Source organism: Fictibacillus phosphorivorans (assembly GCF_007673525.1).
GTDB lineage: Bacteria > Bacillota > Bacilli > Bacillales > Fictibacillaceae > Fictibacillus > Fictibacillus phosphorivorans_C.
Genome location: NZ_VDZU01000001.1, coordinates 3,374,506 through 3,396,913, shown reverse-complemented (window position 1 = coordinate 3,396,913; position 22,408 = coordinate 3,374,506). Strand labels below are relative to the sequence as shown.

25 protein-coding genes are annotated in these 22,408 nt (G+C 39.4%); 16 read left to right on the top strand and 9 right to left on the bottom strand.

Annotated features, from left to right (window positions below; all coding sequences use genetic code 11):
- Nucleotides 1–41 precede the first annotated feature (41 nt).
- Nucleotides 42–1,526, top strand: coding sequence for an aldehyde dehydrogenase family protein (locus tag FS458_RS17050; protein ID WP_144702908.1), 1,485 nt, complete (start codon nt 42–44; stop codon nt 1,524–1,526).
- Between the two features lie 220 nt (nt 1,527–1,746).
- On the opposite strand, the gene FS458_RS17045 is transcribed toward FS458_RS17050, so the two are convergent.
- Both FS458_RS17045 and FS458_RS17040 read right to left on the bottom strand, forming a co-directional pair.
- Nucleotides 1,747–2,181, bottom strand: coding sequence for a GNAT family N-acetyltransferase (locus FS458_RS17045; RefSeq protein ID WP_260858730.1), 435 nt, complete (start codon nt 2,179–2,181; stop codon nt 1,747–1,749).
- Between the two features lie 29 nt (nt 2,182–2,210).
- Nucleotides 2,211–2,396 (bottom strand): YhzD family protein, encoded by a 186-nt coding sequence (locus tag FS458_RS17040; protein WP_137790551.1) that lies wholly within the window; start codon nt 2,394–2,396, stop codon nt 2,211–2,213.
- A 147-nt stretch (nt 2,397–2,543) separates the two neighbouring features.
- Between FS458_RS17040 and FS458_RS17035 the strand changes: the two genes are divergently transcribed.
- The 9 genes from FS458_RS17035 (at nt 2,544) to FS458_RS16995 (ending at nt 14,350) form a co-directional block, all read left to right on the top strand.
- Nucleotides 2,544–3,440 carry an ABC transporter ATP-binding protein gene (locus FS458_RS17035; RefSeq protein WP_144702905.1) on the top strand — a complete coding sequence of 299 codons (897 nt, stop codon included), beginning with the start codon at nt 2,544–2,546 and terminating at the stop codon, nt 3,438–3,440.
- Entirely contained in the window at nt 3,433–4,707 is a 1,275-nt protein-coding gene (locus FS458_RS17030) for an ABC transporter permease (protein WP_144702902.1), read from the top strand. Before FS458_RS17035 ends, FS458_RS17030 begins: the two co-directional genes overlap by 8 nt.
- A gap of 109 nt (nt 4,708–4,816) precedes the next feature.
- A complete protein-coding gene (locus tag FS458_RS17025) occupies nt 4,817–6,034 on the top strand; it encodes a metallophosphoesterase family protein (protein ID WP_186320599.1) in 1,218 nt (405 codons plus the stop codon).
- 8 nt (nt 6,035–6,042) lie between these two features.
- Entirely contained in the window at nt 6,043–8,898 is a 2,856-nt protein-coding gene (locus FS458_RS17020) for an ATP-binding protein (RefSeq protein WP_144702896.1), read from the top strand.
- A 20-nt stretch (nt 8,899–8,918) separates the two neighbouring features.
- Nucleotides 8,919–9,596: a response regulator transcription factor gene (locus tag FS458_RS17015; RefSeq protein WP_144702893.1), complete on the top strand. Its 678-nt coding sequence runs from the start codon at nt 8,919–8,921 to the stop codon at nt 9,594–9,596.
- Complete coding sequence (locus FS458_RS17010; RefSeq protein ID WP_144702890.1) at nt 9,593–10,957, top strand: HAMP domain-containing sensor histidine kinase; 1,365 nt, start codon at nt 9,593–9,595, stop codon at nt 10,955–10,957. Before FS458_RS17015 ends, FS458_RS17010 begins: the two co-directional genes overlap by 4 nt.
- A 103-nt stretch (nt 10,958–11,060) precedes the next feature.
- The gene (gene yhaM, locus FS458_RS17005) at nt 11,061–12,020 is read left to right on the top strand and encodes a 3'-5' exoribonuclease YhaM (RefSeq protein WP_137790544.1); all 960 of its coding nucleotides are present in this window, start codon (nt 11,061–11,063) and stop codon (nt 12,018–12,020) included.
- A gap of 619 nt (nt 12,021–12,639) precedes the next feature.
- Nucleotides 12,640–13,950, top strand: a complete 1,311-nt coding sequence (locus tag FS458_RS17000; protein ID WP_144702887.1) for an MDR family MFS transporter — start codon at nt 12,640–12,642, stop codon at nt 13,948–13,950.
- 61 nt (nt 13,951–14,011) lie between these two features.
- Nucleotides 14,012–14,350: a sporulation YhaL family protein gene (locus tag FS458_RS16995; protein ID WP_144702884.1), complete on the top strand. Its 339-nt coding sequence runs from the start codon at nt 14,012–14,014 to the stop codon at nt 14,348–14,350.
- 289 nt (nt 14,351–14,639) lie between these two features.
- Here the strand turns inward: FS458_RS16995 and FS458_RS16990 are convergent, their stop codons facing one another.
- Nucleotides 14,640–15,533: a peptidylprolyl isomerase gene (locus FS458_RS16990; protein WP_144702881.1), complete on the bottom strand. Its 894-nt coding sequence runs from the start codon at nt 15,531–15,533 to the stop codon at nt 14,640–14,642.
- 205 nt (nt 15,534–15,738) lie between these two features.
- Here FS458_RS16990 and FS458_RS16985 point away from each other — a divergent pair, with 205 nt between their 5' ends.
- Both FS458_RS16985 and FS458_RS16980 read left to right on the top strand, forming a co-directional pair.
- On the top strand, nt 15,739–15,858 hold the full coding sequence (locus FS458_RS16985) for a YjcZ family sporulation protein (protein WP_082861265.1): 120 nt from the start codon (nt 15,739–15,741) through the stop codon (nt 15,856–15,858).
- Nucleotides 15,859–15,959: 101 nt separating this feature from the next.
- Nucleotides 15,960–16,055 carry a YjcZ family sporulation protein gene (locus tag FS458_RS16980; protein ID WP_082861266.1) on the top strand — a complete coding sequence of 32 codons (96 nt, stop codon included), beginning with the start codon at nt 15,960–15,962 and terminating at the stop codon, nt 16,053–16,055.
- Between the two features lie 173 nt (nt 16,056–16,228).
- Here FS458_RS16980 and FS458_RS16975 read toward each other — a convergent pair whose 3' ends face one another.
- A complete protein-coding gene (locus FS458_RS16975) occupies nt 16,229–16,408 on the bottom strand; it encodes a hypothetical protein (protein ID WP_066391378.1) in 180 nt (59 codons plus the stop codon).
- 100 nt (nt 16,409–16,508) lie between these two features.
- On the opposite strand from FS458_RS16975, the gene FS458_RS16970 reads away from it, so the two are divergent.
- Both FS458_RS16970 and FS458_RS16965 read left to right on the top strand, forming a co-directional pair.
- Nucleotides 16,509–17,087: a YpmS family protein gene (locus tag FS458_RS16970; RefSeq protein WP_186320598.1), complete on the top strand. Its 579-nt coding sequence runs from the start codon at nt 16,509–16,511 to the stop codon at nt 17,085–17,087.
- Nucleotides 17,088–17,220: 133 nt separating this feature from the next.
- The gene (locus tag FS458_RS16965) at nt 17,221–17,562 is read left to right on the top strand and encodes a DUF1878 family protein (RefSeq protein WP_137790539.1); all 342 of its coding nucleotides are present in this window, start codon (nt 17,221–17,223) and stop codon (nt 17,560–17,562) included.
- Here the strand turns inward: FS458_RS16965 and FS458_RS16960 are convergent.
- Both FS458_RS16960 and FS458_RS16955 read right to left on the bottom strand, forming a co-directional pair.
- On the bottom strand, nt 17,553–18,134 hold the full coding sequence (locus FS458_RS16960; protein ID WP_066391382.1) for an HTH-type transcriptional regulator Hpr: 582 nt from the start codon (nt 18,132–18,134) through the stop codon (nt 17,553–17,555). The genes FS458_RS16965 and FS458_RS16960 overlap by 10 nt on opposite strands.
- 211 nt (nt 18,135–18,345) lie before the next feature.
- Nucleotides 18,346–18,627 (bottom strand): YtxH domain-containing protein, encoded by a 282-nt coding sequence (locus FS458_RS16955; RefSeq protein ID WP_186320597.1) that lies wholly within the window; start codon nt 18,625–18,627, stop codon nt 18,346–18,348.
- Nucleotides 18,628–18,987: 360 nt separating this feature from the next.
- Here FS458_RS16955 and FS458_RS16950 point away from each other — a divergent pair, with 360 nt between their 5' ends.
- The gene (locus FS458_RS16950) at nt 18,988–19,413 is read left to right on the top strand and encodes a YkvA family protein (protein WP_186320596.1); all 426 of its coding nucleotides are present in this window, start codon (nt 18,988–18,990) and stop codon (nt 19,411–19,413) included.
- 32 nt (nt 19,414–19,445) lie between these two features.
- On the opposite strand, the gene FS458_RS16945 is transcribed toward FS458_RS16950, so the two are convergent.
- Entirely contained in the window at nt 19,446–19,967 is a 522-nt protein-coding gene (locus tag FS458_RS16945) for a tryptophan transporter (RefSeq protein WP_144702869.1), read from the bottom strand.
- Between the two features lie 117 nt (nt 19,968–20,084).
- A complete protein-coding gene (gene serC, locus FS458_RS16940) occupies nt 20,085–21,164 on the bottom strand; it encodes a 3-phosphoserine/phosphohydroxythreonine transaminase (protein WP_144702866.1) in 1,080 nt (359 codons plus the stop codon).
- A 103-nt stretch (nt 21,165–21,267) separates the two neighbouring features.
- Between serC and FS458_RS16935 the strand changes: the two genes are divergently transcribed.
- Complete coding sequence (locus tag FS458_RS16935) at nt 21,268–21,438, top strand: hypothetical protein (RefSeq protein WP_260858727.1); 171 nt, start codon at nt 21,268–21,270, stop codon at nt 21,436–21,438.
- A gap of 24 nt (nt 21,439–21,462) precedes the next feature.
- On the opposite strand, the gene FS458_RS16930 is transcribed toward FS458_RS16935, so the two are convergent.
- Nucleotides 21,463–21,891: an HIT family protein gene (locus tag FS458_RS16930; RefSeq protein WP_313957532.1), complete on the bottom strand. Its 429-nt coding sequence runs from the start codon at nt 21,889–21,891 to the stop codon at nt 21,463–21,465.
- Nucleotides 21,892–22,408: the final 517 nt, after the last annotated feature.

Here is a 22,408-nt window from a genome sequence, read left to right as displayed (position 1 = left end):
TAATATTTATGTAAGAACCACAATGTAAAGGGAGGATTCAAATGGAAAAAACTTTAGACCTTCAATTAAGACCAAAGGTGGCCGAGTTTCTTAACGGAACGAAAAAGCATTTTATTAATGGGGAATGGGTCAGCTCAGCTAGCGGAAAAACATTTGAAACGTTAAACCCTTCAACTGGAGAAGTTTTAGCAGTTGTATCTGAAGGTGGAACTGAAGATATCGATAAAGCCGTAAAAGCAGCAAGAGCAGCTTTTGAAACAGGTTACTGGTCAAAGATGCCTGCTTCAAAGCGAAGCTACTTGATCTACAAATTAGCAGAATTAATGGAAGAGAATAAAGAAGAATTAGCACAGCTTGATACATTGGATAACGGGAAGCCGATCCGTGAAACGATGAATGCGGATGTTCCGCTCGCGATCGAACATTTCCGCTATTATGCTGGTTGGTCAACGAAAATCGTAGGGCAGACGATTCCTGTAGCAGGAAGCTTCTTTAACTATACGCGTCATGAAGCGCTTGGTGTAGTTGGACAGATCATTCCTTGGAACTTCCCATTATTGATGGCTGCTTGGAAGCTTGGTGCAGCACTTGCGACGGGATGTACGGTCGTACTGAAGCCGGCTGAGCAAACACCTCTTTCAGCACTCTACTTGGCAAAATTAGCACATGAAGCTGGGTTCCCAGAAGGTGTGTTAAACGTTGTAACGGGTGCTGGTGAAACAGGTGCAGCGCTAGTTGATCATCCAAACGTGGACAAGATCGCATTTACAGGTTCTACTGAAGTTGGAAAGTTGATCATGCGTAATGCGTCTAACTCTTTGAAGCGTGTAACGCTTGAGCTTGGTGGTAAATCACCAAATATTATCTTGCCTGATGCTGACATGAGCCGTGCAGTTCCTGGTGCCTTAAGCGGAATCATGTTCAACCAAGGACAAGTTTGCTGTGCGGGATCACGTTTATATATTCAAAAGAAATCATTTGATAATGTAGTGGCAGACCTTGTGTCTCATGCGAAGAAAATTAAGCAAGGTCCTGGATTAGATCCAGATACAACGATGGGGCCGCTCGTATCTAAAGAACAGCATAACCGCGTTCTTGGATATATTCAAAAAGGACAAGATGAGGGTGCAGAATTGTTAACAGGAGGAACAACTCCATTTGACAAAGGATACTTTGTTGAGCCGACAATCTTCGCTGATGTAGATGATAAGATGACGATCGCAAAAGAAGAGATCTTCGGACCAGTTGTGGCTGCAATGCCGTTTGAAGACTTGGATGATGTGATTTCACGTGCAAACGACTCTGAGTATGGTCTTGCTGCAGGACTATGGACAGAGAATTTAAAAACAGCTCATTATGTATCGAACAAGCTTCGTGCTGGTACGGTATGGGTGAACTGCTATAATGCGTTTGATGCTGCTTCACCATTCGGCGGATACAAGCAATCAGGTATCGGACGTGAAATGGGATCTTATGCATTAAACAACTACACAGAAGTTAAGAGTGTGTGGGTTAACTTAAAATAGACAACAAGATATAACGGGGTCAAAGAATTGAACGGATAAATAGGAAAAACCGGGTGCTAGATCCAGCATCCGGTTTTATCTTTATTCATTGATAAGCGGCGAATCTCTTCGTCGATTTTGTTTTCTCGGTGCTCATGTAGGAGGACTACACTCCGCTCCTCAAAAACATCACTTCCTCGATCTTCTTGCTTCTAAATGAAAAATTTTAAGCGGCTGATAATTAAAGCATCACTTTAATGAACCGCAACCCTGTATCATCATAATCTAGACTACGATAGAACTCATGCGTATCCGTTCTTTGTTTTCCACTATTAAGCAGGATCGCCGTACAACCTTGTTCTTTTGCCCATTCTTCCCCATAACGAACAAGTTCCTTGCCTATACCGTTTCCTCTGAATTCTTCACTTACCACTAGAGCAGTAATACGTGCATAGCAGCCGTTTTTTTCAAAATATATACCTTTTGCAAGGCCGATCATCCCAATCACTTGGTCGTTTACACAAGCCACAAAACAAGCATAAGCCGGATTAGGAAGCAGCGTTTCTAATCGCTCTGTCATCTCTTCTGGCTTGGTTGGATAACCGAGCTCTCCCATTAAATAAGAAAGTTCATAACTGTCATCGTATCGAGCTTCTCGTAGAATCACTTCACTCACTGTTTTCTCCCTCGTTTCCATGAGTTTCATTAGCGATGGAAAAGAAGCAACTGTCCCTTTGGTGAAGTCAGACGATGCGTTTTTTCTTGCATGTTCAGTTCAGCCAAACGGGCTTCTCCTTGCTCTTTTGCTTCAGAGTCGCTCTGTGCAGAAATTGTTTCATCCAATATTTTTTCACCATTACTTTCGTATGCAGTTAGTGCGTATGTATTCATGATGATCGAACTCCTTTCGTATCTAAATTGGATTTCAACATTCGACGAATTTTTCCTGCCTTAAACTTAAGAATTTATATGAAACTTAAGCTATTACCCCGCGTACTAGGAATATATGGTATATTTTACAGCGGGAGGGATATAGTCATGTTGACCATTAACGAAGTAAGGAAACAGTTTGGTAGTTTTACAGCCGTTGACGGAATTAACTTACAGATTCCTAGAGGTGAGATCTTTGGTTTGTTAGGTGCGAATGGTGCGGGAAAAACAACGACATTTCGAATGATCTTAGGATTATTAACACCATCACAAGGAAGAATTACATGGAACGATAAAGAAATCTCGTATGAGACGAGCGATCTTATAGGGTATCTACCCGAAGAAAGAGGATTGTATCCAAAGCTGACAGTTAGAGAGCAGTTGATCTATCTCGGGCAGTTGCGTGGTATGACGCGATCACAAATTCAAGAACAGACGGATAAGTGGTTGAAGCGCTTCGGAGCAGAAGAGTATTTGAATAAGAAGGTAGAAGCGTTGTCTAAAGGAAATCAGCAAAAAATTCAGTTCATCGCGGCTGTTCTTCATCGTCCGGAACTTTTGATCTTAGATGAACCGTTTAGCGGACTAGACCCTGTGAACGTTGAGCTTCTAAAGAGTGCTGTTAATGAGCTTAAAAAAGAAGGAACGACGATTGTTTTCTCCTCTCACCGAATGGAGCATGTAGAAGAACTATGTCAGCATCTTTGTATCATGCATAGAGGAAAGTCAGTTGTTCAAGGAAATCTAAAAGAAATCAAACGATCTTTTGGGAAAAAGAACGTATCTGTTAAAGCAGACTTTGATCTAATTTATCTGAAAGATACGGCTGGAGTTATTAAGCATCGTACAACAGGAGACGGAATCATTCTTCAAATTGAACGAGAAGAAGTAGCAAAGGATTTATTCCAAGCTATTCAATCAAAAGGATTTGTAAGAAAGTTTGAACTTGAGGAACCTTCCTTAAATGATATCTTCATCGAGAAAGTAGGTGTAGTTCATGAGTAAATTTATGACGGTAATGATGCATACATACCGATCTAAAATTAAATCGAAACCATTCCTGATCACTACATTGATTACAATCGGTTTGTTATTTGTCATAACGAATATGAACGAGATCACAAAAATGTTCGGTGAAGATGAGGCTTCTAAAATTGGGGTTATTGACCGAACAGGAGAGACACTTCCAGCTCTTCAAACACAACTTAAGCAAACAAATGATGATTTGAAAGCAGAAGCGTTTACGAAATCGGAAAGTGAAGCAGAAAAAGCAGTACTTGATGGTAAAATTGAAGGACTTTTAATTCTGGATAAAGATGCTTCAGGCATCATTACAGGAACTTATAAAGCAGAAGATGTAACACAGCAGAGCCTGATTGCGGATGTAGAGTTGGCCCTGCAACAGATTAAGAACAAATCAGCTGCCGAGTCCATTGGATTGAACCAAGAACAGCTCGCTGCTATTTATTCTCCGGTTACTTTTGCAAAGGAGTCATTGTCAGATTCAGCGAAAAGTGAGGAAGAAGCAGCACAAGTATATATCTTAGTGTACGTGGTCCTATTTTTCATGTACATGGCCGTCATGATGTATGGAAGTATGATCGCCGTAGAGGTAGCAACAGAAAAATCTTCACGTGTTATGGAAATCCTGATTTCTTCTGTATCGCCTGTGACACAAATGTTTGGGAAGATCTTTGGTATCGTACTCGTCGCATTAACTCAGCTTGCTTTGTTTGTTGCGGGAGGATTTCTTGCTGTTAAATTGAACGGACAGCTTAGCGGAAGTGAGAGTATCATAAATGAATTAAAGTTGAATGAGATTCCAACCTCATTAATCATCTATGCTCTTGTGTTTTTCATTTTAGGATTCTTCCTCTACTCAACTCTATTTGCGATGCTGGGTTCATTGATCAGCAGAGTTGAAGAAGTTAATAATTTAATGACACCTGTAGTGATTGTCATCGTAGCGGCATTCATGATCGCTATGTTCGGCAGAGAAAACCCAGAGTCTGGTTTCGTTGCTGCTGCATCCTACTTCCCGCTGTTCACACCGATGCTCATGCTGCTTCGTGTAGGGATGCTTTCATTACCAGTTTGGGAAGTAGCACTAGGAATCAGCGTCCTAGTCGGAGCTATCTTCTTGTTTGCTATAATTGGTGCTCGTGTGTATCGCGGTGGTGTATTAATGTACGGAAACGCACCGTCCCTGAAGTTGTTCAAGCAAGCTCTTCTTTTATCGAAGCAAGAGAAGAAAAACACAACCGACATCTAATCTAAAAAAGAGAGCCTCGTGCTCTCTTTTTTACGCGTTCACAAGCGAACGTGCTTTCGTATATATGTTAAAATGAAGGGAAGAATGGTAGAAAAAGAGGATGAGTGAAATGATAAAGTTTTTACATTGTGCAGATCTTCATCTAGATAGTCCGTTCAAAGGACTTTCCTCGTTGCCTGAGAGGCTTTTTCAGCGACTTTTTGATAGCACGTTCGTATCCTTTAAACGGCTTATCGATCTGGCAATCTCAGAAGAAGTAGATTTTGTAGTAATTGCAGGTGACCTTTATGACAGTGGGAACCGAAGTTTAAAAGCTCAGTCGTTTTTGAAAAATTGTTTCATGAAATTGAACAGTCACAACATAAATGTATATGTTGTTCATGGCAATCATGATCCGTTAGATGGACAATGGGTAGATCTTGAATGGCCAAGCAATGTGCACTTTTTTTATGGCAGCCACATTCAGACTCTTCATTTTGAAAAACAGGGAAGAGTAGTAGCAGCTCTGCACGGATTTAGTTATGAGACCGCAGCGGTCACAGATGATCGAACATTACACTATCCAGAAAAAAGAGATGATCTTTATCATATCGGTATTTTGCATGGACAGGCTGATGGTTATAGCGGACACAGCAGATATGCACCATTTTTACTAACAGAGCTTCTAAAAAAAGGCTACGATTATTGGGCACTCGGCCACATTCATAAACGAATCGATCTAAATCTCGAACCACCCGTTCGTTATTCAGGGAATATACAAGGCAGACATAGTGGAGAACTAGGTGAAAAAGGTGGTTACATCGTTACATTAAACCATAATGAAGTAAAAAGTCAGTTTTACTCCACGTCTGAAATCGATTGGCAGGAATGCCGAGTTGATTTAACAGAGGTTGATAGTCTGCAAGAAGTGATCTTTTTGTGCGAAAAAAAGATCAGCACTTATCTGCAACAAAATAAAGGTGTACTCCTCGTCTTAAAGTTGACGGGTCAAACACAGCTTTATCATGAGCTTTTGGATGGAACATTCATAGAAGATCTAGAAGAAATCTTGCGTGAAGAAGATTATGACTCTTCTTTTGTACATGTTGTTGCGATCAAGAATGTAACAAGTCCATCTCTTCAAGAGGAACAGTCCATGAAACAGTCAGCCTTTTTTCAAGATCTACAGAGTATTTTAGAGGATGACACAGAATTGCAAATAGCGATCTCAGAGTTATCTACACACAGAACAGCTAGAAAATACATAGAGTTGAACGAACAAGATTGGGAAGATATTAAACAACAAGCAGAACAATTGTTATTATCTGAACTTCATAAAAACAGGTAGGTGAAAAGATGAAACTCGTTACCCTACATATCTATCATTTCGGTGGATTAAAGGATTGTAAAATTTCCTTCGAAAATAAAGGGCTGCAGATTCTTTACGGAGAAAACGAAGCCGGAAAAACTACTTTGATGGACTTTATTAAATGTATGTTCTACGGTTTTCCTACAAAAAGTCAAAATCAACGCCGCTATGAACCGAAAGACGGAAACAGAATGGGTGGTAAGATTACCATTCATCATCAGGTACACGGAACATGGACGATTGAAAGAGTTGCACGTTCAACTGTAACCGGTGATCTAAGGCTTTATGATGACAGCGGTCAACAGAAAGAAGAGACATTTTTGCTACAATTGTTGGACGGAATGGAACAATCTTTGTATACGGGTGCTTTTTGCTTTGGACTAGATGGATTACAAAAATTAGACAAGTTATCATCGGAAGAACTTGGCAACTTTTTATTAAGCACCGCGATCTCAGGTGACCGTGATCTATTAGACATCGAACAAACCTTTGAAAAGAAACAAGCCCTCTTATTTAAAAAGGCAGGTAAAAAACCAATCATTAATGAAAGATTAGAACAGCTATCATCTGCAGCAAAATCCCTGCAACTCTTAAAAGAAAAAAATGAGAGTTATCAAGCGTTAACGAACGAGAAAGATGGCCATGAAAAGGATCTAGAAGTAATTAAACAAATACTTACAGAGCTTCAAACCGAACTTCTCTCAAACAAGAGGCTGCTCGAATTAAAGCCCGTATTACAAAGGTACAAGCAGCTTGATGTCGAGATTCGCTCTTTTGATTCTGAATCATATTCTTTTCCAGAGAACGGTCTTCAACAATATGAGGAGTTACGAAAAGAATTGTCACGCTTGAAAAATGACTTTACTTACGTTGATAGCCGTATTCAAGATGCTGAAGGTGAGCTCGGATCCATCATAAGTAATGAAAATATCATACAGTATGAAACAGAGATTAAACGTTTGTTTAACTTACTTCCTGAATATGAACATCTTTTCAACCAGCTTCAAGAGCTACAACGCCACATTCAGTCGTTAAGAAAAGAAGAAAGAGAGCTTTATGATGAAATCGGTGAAGCTTGGTCTGGAAAAGAACTCAAGGAACTTTCACTGTCTTTATCATCGCTTCATTTTCTTGAAGATTTAATCAGGCAGAATGAGCAGATTCAAGATAAAAAAAGTAGGTTAGAAGACGAGCTCGAGGAATCTAGAGTGAAGTTGGAGCGATTAGAAACGGAAGAAGCAAAACAAAAGAAGAACCTTCTTTCTGAAGAAGAATATGCAAAGTATCAGCATTCCAATCATAAAGAAACTCGAAAGATTCCTGTTTACGCAACACTATTACCCATTCTTTCTTCCCTCTTACTCGTATGGTCGGGCTGGGTTTCAAACCATCCTCCTGTCGTGCTTGGAGGAGTGCTGCTACTGATTACAGCTCTAGTACTAAGTTTTCTGTATTTAAAGAGGAATCAGTCTGGTGACGAGATGCCAAAACACGTACATCAGCGATTGTTAGTAGATGAGGTTCATAGGAAACAATGGCTTGATCTCTCATTACAACTTTCTAATGAAAACAACATTTATGTACAGCTTGCTAAACGTCTGGATTATTTAGAGGTGGAAGAAGCATCTGTCTGGGACCATGCGAAACGATGGGCGTCTGATCAAGGATACAGAGGGAAGTTGGATCGTCTTTTTGTTTCAGGTTATATGAAACGAGTGCTTCAGCTTAAAGAGTTATTAAGACAGCGAAATGATGCAGAGAATAAAGTGCAGGATATAGAATTTAAGCAAAGCAGTTATGAGAAGAAGGCTTCCTCACTATCGCTTGCATTAGGTGAAGAACTCCAGGAAGATACGAAAAGCTGGATCAACTCTTGTTATGCAGAATTAGAGAAGCAACTTAAAAATCAGTCGAGAGCAGATCACATACAGCAAAACAAAAAAGAACTCAGCGAGCGGAAGAATGAGCTTCAGAAAAAGATTTCATTTATAGATATTCAAATCCGCAGTCTATGGGATGCAGCTAAAGTTAGCAACGAAGCGGACTTTTATGTAAAAGGTAAGAACAAGGAACGGTTCGGCAAGCTAAAAGAAGAACGTGAAACGCTTTATAATCAATTTATATCGTTAGGATTTTCAAATGATGAAATCGTAATGATGGCAGAAAAAGTAACGGTGAATTATGAAACAACCCTTCATCAACTTTCAATCTTGGAAGAACAGGTGCAAGAAAAGCAAAAACGGTACGACGAGAAGGTAGAAGCTAAAGGGAAATTGGATTGGGAATTAACGAAACTGCTTGAAGATGGCAGTTACTCAGAGAACCTGCATCGATATGAGATACTTAAAGAAGAATGGAACACGCTAGTGAAGAAGTGGGCAAGCTTACGTCTGGCACAGCATGCACTTTCAAAAGTGAAGGAAGATTATCAAAAAACAAAGCTGCCAGCGGTTTTAGAGACTTCGAGTGTTTATTTTAGTAAAATAACAGAAAGTGAATATCAATCTATCACATTCACAGATAATAATGAATTGATGGTTTTAAATGGGGATGGCTTAGGTTTTTATCCGCATGAGTTAAGTCGAGGTACTGCTGAACAGGTGTATTTGGCTATCCGATTAGCAGTAGCTTATCATGCCGGACCAAGAGACTTCCCGATTTTAATGGATGATATTGCGGTTAACTTTGATGGGTTAAGGACAAAGCGAACATTACAACTGATACAAGAAACGGCGTTTGATCGGCAGGTGTTATTCTTTACCTGTCATAAACATATTGCATCTACGGTTTCGGCAGTCCCTGTCATACATTGGCCACATCAATCTGTTATCGCTGAAATGTAACCAAAGGAGGGGAATGGCTCATGTCAAATGAGTATTCCATTTACTTAGTAGAGGATGAACAAGATCTTGCTCAAGTGCTGAAAGCCTATATGGAAAAAGAAGGCTGGAGCGTTTCGGTTTTTCACAATGGAGAAGATGCTTTGAAAAGTGCGGAAGAAAACAAACCGCACCTTTGGATATTAGATATTATGCTGCCAGGTATGGATGGCTATGAAATTATTAAAGAGATCAAGAAAGCTTCAGACATCCCTGTTATTTTTGTTTCTGCGAGAGACCAAGACTTGGATCGAATCGTTGGACTTGAGCTGGGCAGTGATGATTATTTAGCAAAGCCTTTCATGCCAAGAGAGCTCGTTATTCGCGTAAGAAAACTGTTAACAAGAATCTATGAAACCGGTAACCGCTTGCCACAAACGATTGAAATTACAGGATATATGATCGATCCAATCTCAAGAAAGATCACACGTGATGGTGAGATGATCAATCTTACAGGAAAAGAGATCGATGTTCTTCTTTATTTGATTGAGAATAAAGGGAAGTCTCGTAAGCGAGAAGAGATTCTAGAATATGTGTGGGGAGACGATTATTTCGGATCTGAACGTGCTGTGGATGATGTCATCAGACGCGTTCGTAAGAAGATGCCTCGATTGAACTTAGAGACCGTTTACGGAGCTGGTTATAGGATCATACCGTCATGATACGCTTAAATCTAACTCAGCGGATATGGCTTTCATTCGGTCTGCTGATATTTACGATTGGTCTCTTAACCGCGATCATCTATCCGCTTTCCATTAAAGACACGCTGACTGAAGAAACGTATCGAATCATTGAGAACGAACAGCAGAATGTCTGGGATCCCAATAATCAGCTTCCTAGAGAAGGGGAGTCTCCAACTGATTTTATTGAGAGAAGGAATGCAGCTCGTGATGTTGGACATGTTGTGATTGTTGACAAGTATGCCAACTCACAAGGTGACCCTGTACCTGAAGAAGTTCTTTATGAGATGGCTGAAAAAGCATACAACCAAAAGAAGAATAAAGGTCGTTACGAGTTAACGTACGAAGATGCGACCTTGTTCTATGCAATCACAACAAAGACGAACGTAAAAGGCGAAAAGGTATACTTAATCTCTTATATGTGGGATACGTATCGCGATCAAATGGTCAACAGATTATGGCTAAGACTCGTACTGATCTTATTGTTCACAGGCATATTCTCAATCATTCCTGCGATTTGGTTAGCGCGGTATTTACGATCGCCACTCACCATCTTAGGAAAGCGGTTCGAACAGATCGCTAAACGCAACTGGCAAGAGCCGTTTCATTGGAAGGGTGATGATGAATTCTATATTCTTTCCAAGCAGTTTGAAGAGATGCGTCAAAACTTGTTAAGACATGACCATGCACAAAAAACGTTTATTCAGCACGCTTCTCACGAATTAAAGACACCTATTATGACGATTAAGAGCTACGCTCAATCTGTAAAAGATGGCATCATGCCGAAAGATACAACGGAAGATATGATGGACGTGATCTTAAAAGAAACGGAAAGAATGGAAAAGCGTGTTCAAAACATGCTGTACTATACAAAGCTTGATGCTTTGAAACTTGATGTACTAACAAAAGAGAACTTTAACTTTGGTGACATAGCAGAAGATATTGTTGAACGCTTCAGATATCAGCGTGAAGATATAGATTTTGAGATTACAGGTAATCATTACAATCTGAACGGCGATAAAGAACAATGGGGTATCCTCCTTGATAATTTAGTTCAAAACGCATTGCGTTATGCACATAAGACGATTCGACTCTCTGCTTTTAATAACGGATCTGAATTTGTTATTGAAGTGTTTAATGATGGAGAACGTCTTACTGGTGTGACTGGAGAAGAGATTTTCCAGCCGTTCCGTAAAGGAAATAAAGGTCAGTTTGGGCTGGGCCTTGCTATCGTAAAACGAATTGCGGAATTGCATGGAGGAAGAGTTGTCGCGGAAAATAGAGCAGAAGGTGTAGCTTTTCAGATTAAAATTCCGATTACTAACCTTAAAAGAAAAAGGTAGAAGAGAATCATTCACTAGTTGTAATTTTTACAGCTAGAGTGTTACGACAAGTAGTTAAATAGACGGATATGCTATACTAAAGCAAAGAAAGGCGGGGTGAAAGATGAAAAAAGGACTTGCGTTTTATAAGGTAGGAGAGGTCGTAGATGGTTTCTTTCTTATCAAATCATCTGTAAAAGGGACGGCAAGTAATGGTAAACCATTCTTGACGCTGATCCTTCAAGATCAAACAGGTGATGTGGAGGCAAAACTATGGGATAGTTCACCAGAAGATGAAGAGCTCTACGCAGCTCAAGCTATCGTAAAACTAGCTGGTGAGATGGGGAACTACAGAGGAAAAATGCAGTTAAAGCTTAAAGCCATTCGCCCTGCAACGGAACTAGATGGTGTTAAGGTTAGTGATTTTCTTGAAACAGCTCCATTATCTCAAGACGCGATGGTAGAGACGATCACCAAATACATATTTGAGATGAAGAATCCAAATATCCAACGAATCACAAGACACTTATTAAAGAAACATCAAGCTGAATTTCTAGAATACCCTGCTGCGGTTAAGAACCACCATGAGTTTGTATCAGGTCTTGCTTTTCATGTTGTATCCATGTTGGATATGGCAAAAGCATTCAGCAAACTCTATCCGTCTCTAGATACGGATCTTCTTTATTCTGGAATCATCCTGCATGACCTTGGAAAAGTCATCGAGTTGTCAGGACCAGTTGCTGCGTCTTACACACTCGAAGGAAAGCTGCTCGGTCACATTACAATCATGGTGAACGAGATCGGAAAGGCGGCAGATGAGTTAGAGATCGAAGGAGAAGAAGTAACCGTCCTTCAGCATCTAGTTTTAAGTCACCACAGTAAACCTGAGTGGGGAAGCCCTAAAGCGCCGTTGATTCGTGAAGCAGAGATCCTTCATATGATCGATAATTTTGATGCTAGAATGAATATGATGGACCGCGCACTCGAAAAGGTACAGCCTGGAGAATTTACAGATAAGCAGTTCGCTCTAGAAAATCGATCGTTATACAAACCGTTGTTCCAAGGGGAATTTGCGAAAAATTAAGGCCCTATTATAAAGGCAGTGTTGTAGTGTTTTTTGCTATTAATCGTTTTTATTGTCTTCTTTGATAAGTTGATTGTAGTGGAAGGTGTGAGACTCCTGCGGGACAGGCGGGCAGGTGAGACACTTAAAAGTGAAACGTACGAATGTGGCTCACCGCCTGCCCCGCGGAAAGCGAACAACCTGAAACGGAAATCAACAACTGACAAGGACAACGAAGCACCAATATTAATAAAATTAACCCATTGTGTAAAAATGGGAGTTATGGTAAATTTGGAATTGGAAGTTAAGAAACGAAATTTTAGGAGGCAATGACTCATGGTTAGCATTGTTCAAGGTAAGGTAAGAAAGCAAGCTAAATAACGTCTAGTCCCATTTGGGAAGGCTTATTTTGCTATGCGATTCTACCTGCTTTTGAGCAATCTCTCCATGTGTCATCCCGAGCCTTTTTAACGAAAAGCTTATGGTATGCACATGTGACTGTGTATACTCATAGGCTTTTTTCTATGCTCTCATTGGAAAAATTGCTGTATTCACGGCTTGCTTATGAAGGTGACTGCTCAAAAGTTGGATCAGATAAATCAACAGTGTCGGAAATAACAAAAAGGAAGAAGTGGACAGCATGAGATGGAAAGATTGGGATGCTAATTTAAAGGTTCGTTTAATTGGAGAGTTTTTTGTAAATCTATTGTTTTGGATGTTCTTCCCGTTTATGGCGATTTACTTTTCAGATGAAATGGGAAAAACAACAGCTGGTATTTTATTAGTCCTGTCACAAGTTGTCGGCGTCATCACAAACCTTGTAGGTGGCTATTGTGCGGATAAATATGGACGAAAGAAGATGATGGTAATCTCGGCTTGGGGCCAGGCAGCAACGTTTATATTTTTCTGTCTTGCTAACTCACCGTGGATGGATTCACCGATCTTAACGTTTATTGCGTTTTCAGCGTTAGGATTGTTTGGTTCACTATATTGGCCAGCTAGTCATGCGATGATCGCAGACGTTGTAGAAGAAAAGCATAGAAGTGAAGTGTTTGCAGTGTTTTACACATCGATCAATATATCGGTGGTCTTTGGCCCTGTCTTAGGGAGTATCTTCTTTTTCTCTTACCGTTTTGAATTATTGCTAGCATGTTTGCTCGTAAGCGTTGTGTTAGCCGTCGTGTTAGCAAAATACATTCGTGAAACGGTTCCGGTAAAGAAAGAAGTATTAGAACAAGTAGGGACTGATAAGAATTGGTTCCAGGCGATCGGCGAACAGTTGAAAGACTATCGAGTGATCGCGAGTGATAAATTATTCTTGTTATTTATCTTAGCAGGTATTCTTGTAGCTCAGACCTTCATGCAAATGGATCTACTCCTAGCTGTTTATACAACGGAAAAAGTACCAGAACAATCGCTTTTTGCAATTGGCAATTGGGATATTTCGTTAACGGGTGAAAAGGTTTTTGGTTATCTGATCTCGCTTAACGGATTGATGGTAGCGTTATGTACAGTTTGGATGGCTAAATGGATGAATCGATTCAAAGAAGGCAGGGTATTTATTCTTTCTGCACTTCTATATGGTGTGTCGATGCTAGTGTTTGGAAGTACGACGATGATGTGGATCCTTTTTGGTGCGATGGTCATCTTTACAACGGCTGAACTGATGGTAGTTGGGATCCAAGAAAGCTTTATTTCTAAGCTAGCGCCCGAAAACATGAGAGGGCAGTACTTTGCTGCAGCGGGTCTGCGCTTTACAATCGGACGTACGATCGCACCGATCTCTATTCCATTAACGATGTGGATTGGTTTTGAAAATACGTTCTACCTTCTGTTTGTATTAGCAGTAATGAGTGCAGGACTCTATTACTTGATGTTCCGTGCGTTTGATAAAAAAATGGAGTCCAACAAAAAGGAAAAAGAATCTAAAGCTGAACCTGTACTTTCATGACATAACTTTTAATTTTCCCTCATAGACTGGATTAAAAGCTTGTCTAATAAGGGGGAGTTAAATGATGAAAGGATACGCTGCTTTATTTTTCGGTGCCATACTCATAGCTGCCTTTGTGTTAAAAGAATATTCAGCTGGAGTGGGCAACTTCTTTACTATGACTCCATGGTGGATGTATTTTGTGCTTTGCGGCATTATCTATAGTGGTTATCGGATCGTTACATTGTTCCAAGAAGATCGTGAAATCGAGCAAAGAGTAATTGAAGAAGAAGGCAGAGTATACATGGAGCGTATTGAGAGAGCAAAGGCTCAGCCTTCCGCTGAAGATGATGATGCAGAGGATTTAGTCGCAGCAGCAGGGGATGAAGATCATTATCATGATGACTCAAATCGTCTGTAGAATTAAGGATAAGACCTGCTAAGAGCAGGTCTTTTGATTGTTCTGTCTTTCTAGGGTAGGTATGTTCGAGTGATATTATCATTTTATATGATGATACGCCATTTTTATGTGATGACGTGTTTTTTTTATGTGATTCACCATGATTTTTATGTGATTCACCACAATTTTTATGTGATCTGTAACTTCTCTGTGGCTATTGCATCCAATTTTGATGTCCCATAGCCTTTCTATATAAGTACAAAACAAAAACCAGACCCCATCAAAGGTCTGGTTTTCATATATCATACCATTATTGTTGAGGCATTTGTGGCATTTGAGGTTGTTCAGCTTTCTTTTCCATCTTTTCTTTTAATTCTTTATCTTTTACTTTAACATCCGCTTTTTTCTTCAGGCTTTCTAAGATCTCAGTGATAGGCTTCGCTTTTTGTTGCTTAAGCTCTTGTTCGATCTGTTCTTTCTTGTCTTCGAACTTGTTTTCACGCTTGTCCGTTACTTTAATGATGTGGTAACCATAATCAGATTTAACCAGTTCACTTGTTTTTCCTTTTTCAAGGGTAAAAGCAACTTTATCGAATTCAGGAACCATTGCGCCTTTACCGAAGAAGCCAAGGTCTCCACCTTTTGATTTTGAACCAGGGTCTTTAGAGTATTCTTCTGCTAATTTAGCAAAGTCTCCGCCTTCGTTCAATTTCTTTTGAACTTCTTTAGCCGTCTTCTCATCTTCTACAAGAATGTGGCTCGCTTTAACTTCTGTTTTGTATTTTTCTTCGAATGTTTTTTTCATTTCATCCTCAGAAACTTTAACACCTTCTGTTGCTGCTTTTTCATTTAAAAGCATAGACTTGATGCGTTCTTTTAGCTGTTTTTCGTCAGATAAGCCGTTTTGTTCAAGTGCTTGTTTGAAAGCATCCTCGCCACCAAGCTCTTCTTTGATCTTATCTGTTTCTTTTTCAATCTCTTTGTCTGTTACTTTATATTTATCTTCAAGCACCATTTCGTCGATCATTTGATTAAGAACTTGATCCCCGTACTGTTCCTTCATCTTATTGTAGAATTGCTCTTTCGTGATATCTCCTGCTTTAGATTCTACGATGGCTTCTGAATCAGCACCACCAGCATTATTACAAGCGGATAATGAAATTAGTCCCGCTGTGAGTCCAATTGATAACATCCATTTTTTCATTTTCAAACACTCCTACTGTGAAGTAATAATTTAACAACTCTTACTATAGCATAAACGTTATGGGTATTCCTATTCAATAAATGAAATATGAGAAAATTTACACATTATAAATCCAGTATTTTCGGGTATTCTACACGATTTTAATAAAAAAATTTAAAAAACCGGGTCATTCGTCTAATCACAATAGGGCGTATCACTATATGATATGGAGAAAGAAAAGGGAGGTATGATGATGGGTTATGGTTACGGTCATGGGGGAGGATTAGCACTAATCTTAGTTCTTTTTATCCTTCTCATCATTATTGGAGCTTGTTACTGCTATTGATGGTGAATAGAAATTTAAATTAATTTAAAGGGCGAATGCCTATGCGTGAATTACGGGTCATGCATAGGATAGTGTACAGAATATCAAAGGAGGTGGCTTTCATGGGTTACGGTGGATACGGGCATGGAAAAGGCTTCGCATTGATTGTTGTGTTGTTTATTCTTTTGATTATCGTAGGTGCTGCATGTTTCTGCTAAAATAAATGACGGCTAAGCAGGACCTTTTCTTACGAAGGGGGACTGATCAGGCTTGACGTTTATAAGCAGTTTCGTTAATGTGTGTTTTACTACTCTTGATCAAAAGGTGCAGCATGTGTATGGTACGGTTACTCAAGGGGGAATGCAATCTAGGTTCCCCCTTTTTATATTTTCTATAGAACGTTTGAAACATAGGATGAAATGAGCAGAATGGTAATAGAAACGTTGATCGTACGATAAACCGAGTCTTGCTGTTTTGAGGACAAGTTCTTTTTGTCACATAACTTGTGAGTGAGTGAGTTAAAAACGAATAAAAAGATTGGTGCCAAAAAAACGAAGATATAGCCTGCCATATGAAAACCTCCAACATGAACTACTTGTTTAACTTTACCAAAATATGTGGAATATGAATAGGAAAATAACTTCTAAGAGATGAGAGAGGGAGAGAAATTTATGAATAAATGGAAAACGGCATTTTTTACACTATTGCTTCTATTTTTAATTGTACCGATCGCCATAGCCGTTATGCTTTTTAGTGACCCTGTTGGTGGCCGTTTAGATCGTAGTTCACTAGATACAGATATTCGAGACAATCAAAAGCTCTTAAGCATACATACAGAAAAGGAACAGGTGGAAGATCTGTTAAATAAAGAGCTCCGCAAAAAAGCGCCAGATGTGAACGTATACGTTAATTTGCGCAATGATGAAGCCGTGCTTAACGGATCATTTATCGCGTTTGATCAAGAGCTTCCTTATCAGGTTACCTTTGAGCCTGAGGTTCTTGAAAACGGTGATCTGTTATTGAAGGAAAAGGATATGCAAGTAGGACGTTTCCCACTACCCGGTGACGAGGTGTTTACATTGATTAAAAAGACCGTCCAGTTTCCTGAATGGGTAGATGTCTATCCGAAAGATGAGAGCATTTTGATGAGAGTGACCGAAATGCCAACAAAGAAGGGCTATGCGGTGAAAGCGGAAGAATTCGATCTAAAGAAGAACTCTATTAAATTCGGAGTCTATACGAATAACTAGAAAAAAGCGCTTCTACCCGAGCACGTTAGGGAAGGAGCGCTTTATTTATTCTTCCTCAATTATTCATACCCAAATGGAGAAAGTTGGATTATAATTATTATAGACAGACAATGACTAGAAAGCAGGGTTTTGTATGGAGACGGTGGAAGAACGACTTGAACGACTAGAATTTTATAATCAGCTAACGATTGAGAGTGTCGATCTTACAGCGTATCCATTTTTTAGACTGGTCATGGAAAAGAAGCTCACCGAGCAGGAAGTGAATAAGGTCTTCCTTCTTTGCGATGAGCTTCAACGAAAATATGAAATGCAGAGTGAAGAAGGCTTTGTACATTACACACCGCTATTGTTGCATTTTGCAGGCATGTTAACGCCAAAGCTTTCCCCAAGAGAAACGATTACTGCTTTGCTTCAACAAGAAAAGTATATTTCTTTGATGGAGAAGCTTTATGAGTTATCTGTACGTTACGAATGAGAAGAGGCAATTTCTTCAGCTGCTATCACAGGTGATGCAGGCTGATCATCTAATGATGCTTCGATCTTTTCTTCGAGTTTGTTGAAAATCGACATAAAGTCATCGCCATATAGATTGCGGATGATCGACATCAATTCAGGAAACTCTGGGAACCTTCCAAATAACTCTTTAATCGGCATAGAAGCACTGAAAACACCAAACTTTGAAGGATCGTACGTGTTCAATGTTTGAAGTAAAAGCTCTTCACCTTTAGGTGTTAGACAAATATATGTATTTCGCTTATCATCTTCTTTTTTAGAAAATGTTAGATAGCCTTGTTCTTCAAGCTTTTTTGAAAAGTTAAAAGCAGTGGATACGTGCATAACGCCAAACTTTGCAATATCAGAGATTGATGCACCCTCAAGATGATGAGCAATCCATAGAATATGGTGTTCATTAATGTTTAAACCATAATCCTTAATCCAATTTTGCCAGTCTTTTTCTACACTTTTCCATAATGCTTTACTAATCTGTGAAAGTTTGTGACTATAGATCATGGCTTCTTGAAAACTATATAATTGATCTTTGTTCATTTTTAAAATGCCCCTCCATCTTATAAAACACATCCTATTCCTCATTATGCCAGTATTTCCTATAATAAGAAAGTAAAATTTTTCAATTTTTCCTTATTTTTTAGTAAAATAGTTATATAACTTTTAGCTGATATGGTGTTGATGTAAGTGTTCTTACTCGTTTGGAGTATAGATAAAAAAAATTCTCCAAAAAGGGAGAATTTTTTTGGGATTATTTAATTTCTTGCTCCATTTCTTCAGGAGCTTCTTCAATTGTAGAGGCAGCTGTTTCTTGTAGAGCCTCTTCTTTTTCTTTGTTAGCAAATCTGATCTTTGCTCTAAGCTGAATGCCATCACGTTTGATGCTGGAGAACGTCGATTTCATTTTATCCATATTCACTTTAAGATCTTGTCTTACTTCTTTACCTGCTTTTGGTGTAGAAAGCAGAGTAGCTGCTGCAGTAACCACCGTTCCTAATGCGAAACCTACTACCATGGATTTTTGTTTAGACATCTTATAATTCCTCCTCATTCTTTTATTATCTAATGAATTCGTGAATTTCTCTTATATTCCTATGAAAAATAATGACGAATATAAAAATATTTCCCGATAGATTTCGTCATGTTTGGACATGCAAGATTAAGCTATTATAGAACGGTCGAAATTTGAAACCGTTGATACAATAGGAATGTTAGAAGGAAATAGTGACGAAGTACGTTGTTTCAAAAAATGTCATACTTGTCTAAAACAGAAGATATTTGACTGACTTTGGAGAATGATAATATAAAATAAATGAAAAGGAAAAAAAGTTTCACAATTGACGAAGATGTTTAAAAGAGGGTATACATAATAAAAAGAATGGAGGGATATGGGTTGAAACAAAACACAATCGGCAACTACTTTAATAAAATGAAGGAAAAAGCGAATGCTGTGCTCGAAAGTTCTACTCAAACGGGTGAGCTCGTTACAGAAGCTGAGAAAAAAAGTTCACAACCAGATAAACAAGGTTTAAGTAACCTAGGCTCTCAAGTAAAAGCGTTAGTTCGAATGGTAAAGTCATATAAAAGAGGCGACTATCGTGATGTCTCGAAAAAATCTTTACTATTAGTGGTCGCAGGACTTCTGTATTTTGTTAGTCCAATTGATGCAGTGCCTGATTTTTTAATCGGAGCAGGACTATTGGATGATGCAACTGTCCTAGCTTTTATTTTTTCAACGTTATCAACTGAGATAGCAGCTTTTCAGACGTGGGAAGAAGAAAAAGAAGAAGAGGATAAATACATAAAGCCAACTCCATAGGAGCTGGCTTTTTATTTGGAAATTATCATTATTTAATTAGCAGTTATGTTTGAACGTTTAGATAGTCGATCTGCGATCGGGTAGATAAAGAACATGATCAAGCCGCTAACGACGCTTGTTGGAACAACGATCATTCCAATGAAGCTAAGTAATGTACCAGGTAATCCCGCTACGAGCATGGCGACCATGAGGAATAATGTACCGCTGATAATCGTTCCGACTACTGTTAAAAGAACAGCGCTTATCGCATTTACTTTTACTTTTTTAGCAAGTAAGAACAACGCCAAAAAGATAAAAGCAGTTATAGGTTTTTCAACGATATTGGCGATCTGTCCGCCGGCCATACCAGTTGTTAGTGCTGAAATGACTCCAGCTGCCATACTTGCAATGATCACGTTTTGTTTAGTAGGTGATAGCATTATGGCTAAAAACATCATCACGAGTAATAAGTCTGGTTTCATTCCAAAAAATAATGGGGGTACAACAGTGTGAAACACATACCCTAATGCAATAAGTACAGATGTTAAAGCTAATGATTTAGTATTCGTATTCATTTTCTCATCTCTCCTCAGCTACTCTTAGCCTAATTTCTTTCCAATAGTGCCCTCTTGGCCTAATGCGAAAGTACCTTTATGTTAACAGATGCACGTACAACTGAAAAGGTTTGTGAACTACTTTCCGTATTTTTCCTGAAAATGTCTCATGAACTGTGCTAGGCTATCACACGATTCTTGAGGTACAGCATTATAGATAGAAGCTCTGAAACCCCCGACCGACCGGTGTCCTTTTAGCCCATATATTCCGTTTTCTTCACTCTCTTTAATAAACAGCTTTTCCAGTTCGTCATTTAAAAGAGTGAAAGTAACATTCATGTTCGAACGTGATTCAGTTGTAGCATACCCGTTGTAGAACCCATTGCTTCTATCAATCGTATCGTAGATGACTCCAGCTTTATTATGATTTCTCTTTTCCATTTCAATGACACCACCACACTTTTCTACCCACCCTAGTACAAGGTTTAGCAAGTAGATGGAGTAAACAGGAGGCGTGTTGTAAAGAGAATTATTTTTTGCATGAACCGAATACGACAAGATGGATGGAACAGATTTATTTTCCTGTAGCAGATCTTTACGTACGATAACGGCGGTTACACCCGAAGGTCCAAGGTTTTTTTGAGCACCGGCATAGATTAATCCATAATCTCCAACAGATAGGGGTCTGCTCATAATATCGCTCGACATATCCGCTATAAGATTTGGATGAGTGAAGGCATGTAGGTCTGACCATTGTGTGCCATAGATCGTGTTATTGGAAGTAATATGAAGATAGGCGTCATTTTCGCTAGAAACATAGTTCATCTCTGGAAGGGTGCGATAGTCCGAGTCCTTACCTGTAATGACTGCCTCACACGTTCCGATTTTCTGAGCTTCTTTATAAGCTTTTTCAGACCATGCCCCAGTGAGTACGTATTTTGCAGTCTTACCACCTTGAATAAAATTCATTGGAATCATGGCAAACTGTAGACTTGCTCCGCCTTGTAAGAACAATACTTCATGTGTATCTGGTATATTGAGCAAACGTTTCATGCGTGTTTTCGCTTGATTATGGATGCCTTCATATTCTGAACCCCTGTGGCTATGCTCCATAATATTTAATCCAGTACCTAAGAAGTCATCCCACTCTTCCTTTGCTTGCTGCATAACCTCTTTTGGCAATGTTGTGGGTCCGGCTTGAAAATAGATGCGTGTCATCGTTCTCCTCCTCATCAAAAATGTAAAACTGCTATGTTTAAAAAATGATTGCATTCAAAAATTTTTAGAACTACTTCTTGGAAAAAGTTGATTGGAGTGCAAGGTGCGAGACTCTTGGGGGATGAGCGGGACAGGTGAGACACCTAAGAGCGATGCGACAAGGTGGCTCACCGCACGCCCCCCGGAAAGCGAGCATCCTGTAACGGAGATCAACTACTTTCAAGAGCAACAAAGATTGTGCAAAAAAGAATATGAAAAAACTGCCCCAGTTTAAAAAAGGCAGTTTTAATATGTAACGTTAGTTTTTAACGTTTTCTTTAATATTTTGAGCGATTTCAGTCATTTCGTCTGCAGGGGTATCCTGTGTTTTCCAGACTGCTCCAAATCCGTCACCTTGTCCGTAGCGTGGAATGAAGTGCATATGGTAATGAAAAACAGATTGTCCAGCTGCTTCACCGTTGTTGTTTAAGATGTTCAGACCGATCGGGTTAAACGTTTGTTTAATTCCAGAGGCAATTTTAGGCACGACAGAATAAAGCTTCGCTGCTGTTTCTGCAGGCAGTTCAAAAATATCTGTGGAGTGCTCTTTAGGAATGATCAGCGTATGTCCTTTTGTTACCTGACTGATGTCTAAGAAGGCTAGGACGTTTTCATCTTCGTACACTTTGTAGGATGGAATTTCTCCCGCAACAATTTTACAAAAAATGCAGTTTGAATCGTGGGACAAGTGGCTCACCTCATTTTTTTTACTTATCATATCACACAAGATCAACCTAAAAAATAAGGTATTCTTTTTATCTTATTAAAAGGTTCTTTTCTATACGATAGTTGCTTGTGAATGTTTTTTATTTTCTTCATAGACAGGTTGATTGGAGTGGAAGGTGCGTGCCTACCACCTGAAATGCATCTCGCAAGGCATGCGACGAGGAAGCTTACTCCGCTAGCATTAACTTGTAGACGCAGGAGTAAGGAGCAAGAAGGCGGGCATTTCAAAAAGTGGAAGTGGGCTCGTTCAGCCCCGACATGCAAAAGGTGAATGGGCTACGAAGGCGCACTTTGCTCATCACAGACCGTTCAACTTTTGACCTTGAGGGGCTAGCCACTGCAACTAGGCAGCTGAGACACTTAAGAGTGAAACGTACGAATGTGGCTCAGCGTCTGCCCATGGAAAGCGAGCAGCCTGTAACGGAAATCAACACTTCCAAAAGCAGGTAAAAAAAAAAGAAGGGTCCTATTCAAAAATA

Bases quoted from the DNA above. Each gene is read 5' to 3' on its own strand.
- FS458_RS17035 (WP_144702905.1), top strand. From the start codon at position 2,544: ATGTTGACCATTAACGAAGTAAGGAAACAGTTTGGTAGTTTTACAGCC.
- FS458_RS16985 (WP_082861265.1), top strand. From the start codon at position 15,739: ATGGAGAAAGAAAAGGGAGGTATGATGATGGGTTATGGTTACGGTCAT.
- FS458_RS17010 (WP_144702890.1), top strand. From the start codon at position 9,593: ATGATACGCTTAAATCTAACTCAGCGGATATGGCTTTCATTCGGTCTG.
- serC (WP_144702866.1), bottom strand. From the start codon at position 21,164: ATGACACGCATCTATTTTCAAGCCGGACCCACAACATTGCCAAAAGAG.
- FS458_RS16955 (WP_186320597.1), bottom strand. From the start codon at position 18,627: ATGTCTAAACAAAAATCCATGGTAGTAGGTTTCGCATTAGGAACGGTG.
- FS458_RS17000 (WP_144702887.1), top strand. From the start codon at position 12,640: ATGAGATGGAAAGATTGGGATGCTAATTTAAAGGTTCGTTTAATTGGA.
- FS458_RS16980 (WP_082861266.1), top strand. From the start codon at position 15,960: ATGGGTTACGGTGGATACGGGCATGGAAAAGGCTTCGCATTGATTGTT.
- FS458_RS17015 (WP_144702893.1), top strand. From the start codon at position 8,919: ATGTCAAATGAGTATTCCATTTACTTAGTAGAGGATGAACAAGATCTT.
- FS458_RS16970 (WP_186320598.1), top strand. From the start codon at position 16,509: ATGAATAAATGGAAAACGGCATTTTTTACACTATTGCTTCTATTTTTA.
- FS458_RS16965 (WP_137790539.1), top strand. From the start codon at position 17,221: ATGGAGACGGTGGAAGAACGACTTGAACGACTAGAATTTTATAATCAG.
- FS458_RS17025 (WP_186320599.1), top strand. From the start codon at position 4,817: ATGATAAAGTTTTTACATTGTGCAGATCTTCATCTAGATAGTCCGTTC.
- yhaM (WP_137790544.1), top strand. From the start codon at position 11,061: ATGAAAAAAGGACTTGCGTTTTATAAGGTAGGAGAGGTCGTAGATGGT.
- FS458_RS17040 (WP_137790551.1), bottom strand. From the start codon at position 2,396: ATGAATACATACGCACTAACTGCATACGAAAGTAATGGTGAAAAAATA.
- FS458_RS16945 (WP_144702869.1), bottom strand. From the start codon at position 19,967: ATGAATACGAATACTAAATCATTAGCTTTAACATCTGTACTTATTGCA.
- FS458_RS16990 (WP_144702881.1), bottom strand. From the start codon at position 15,533: ATGAAAAAATGGATGTTATCAATTGGACTCACAGCGGGACTAATTTCA.
- FS458_RS16960 (WP_066391382.1), bottom strand. From the start codon at position 18,134: ATGAACAAAGATCAATTATATAGTTTTCAAGAAGCCATGATCTATAGT.
- FS458_RS16995 (WP_144702884.1), top strand. From the start codon at position 14,012: ATGATGAAAGGATACGCTGCTTTATTTTTCGGTGCCATACTCATAGCT.
- FS458_RS17050 (WP_144702908.1), top strand. From the start codon at position 42: ATGGAAAAAACTTTAGACCTTCAATTAAGACCAAAGGTGGCCGAGTTT.
- FS458_RS17030 (WP_144702902.1), top strand. From the start codon at position 3,433: ATGAGTAAATTTATGACGGTAATGATGCATACATACCGATCTAAAATT.
- FS458_RS16975 (WP_066391378.1), bottom strand. From the start codon at position 16,408: ATGGCAGGCTATATCTTCGTTTTTTTGGCACCAATCTTTTTATTCGTT.
- FS458_RS17020 (WP_144702896.1), top strand. From the start codon at position 6,043: ATGAAACTCGTTACCCTACATATCTATCATTTCGGTGGATTAAAGGAT.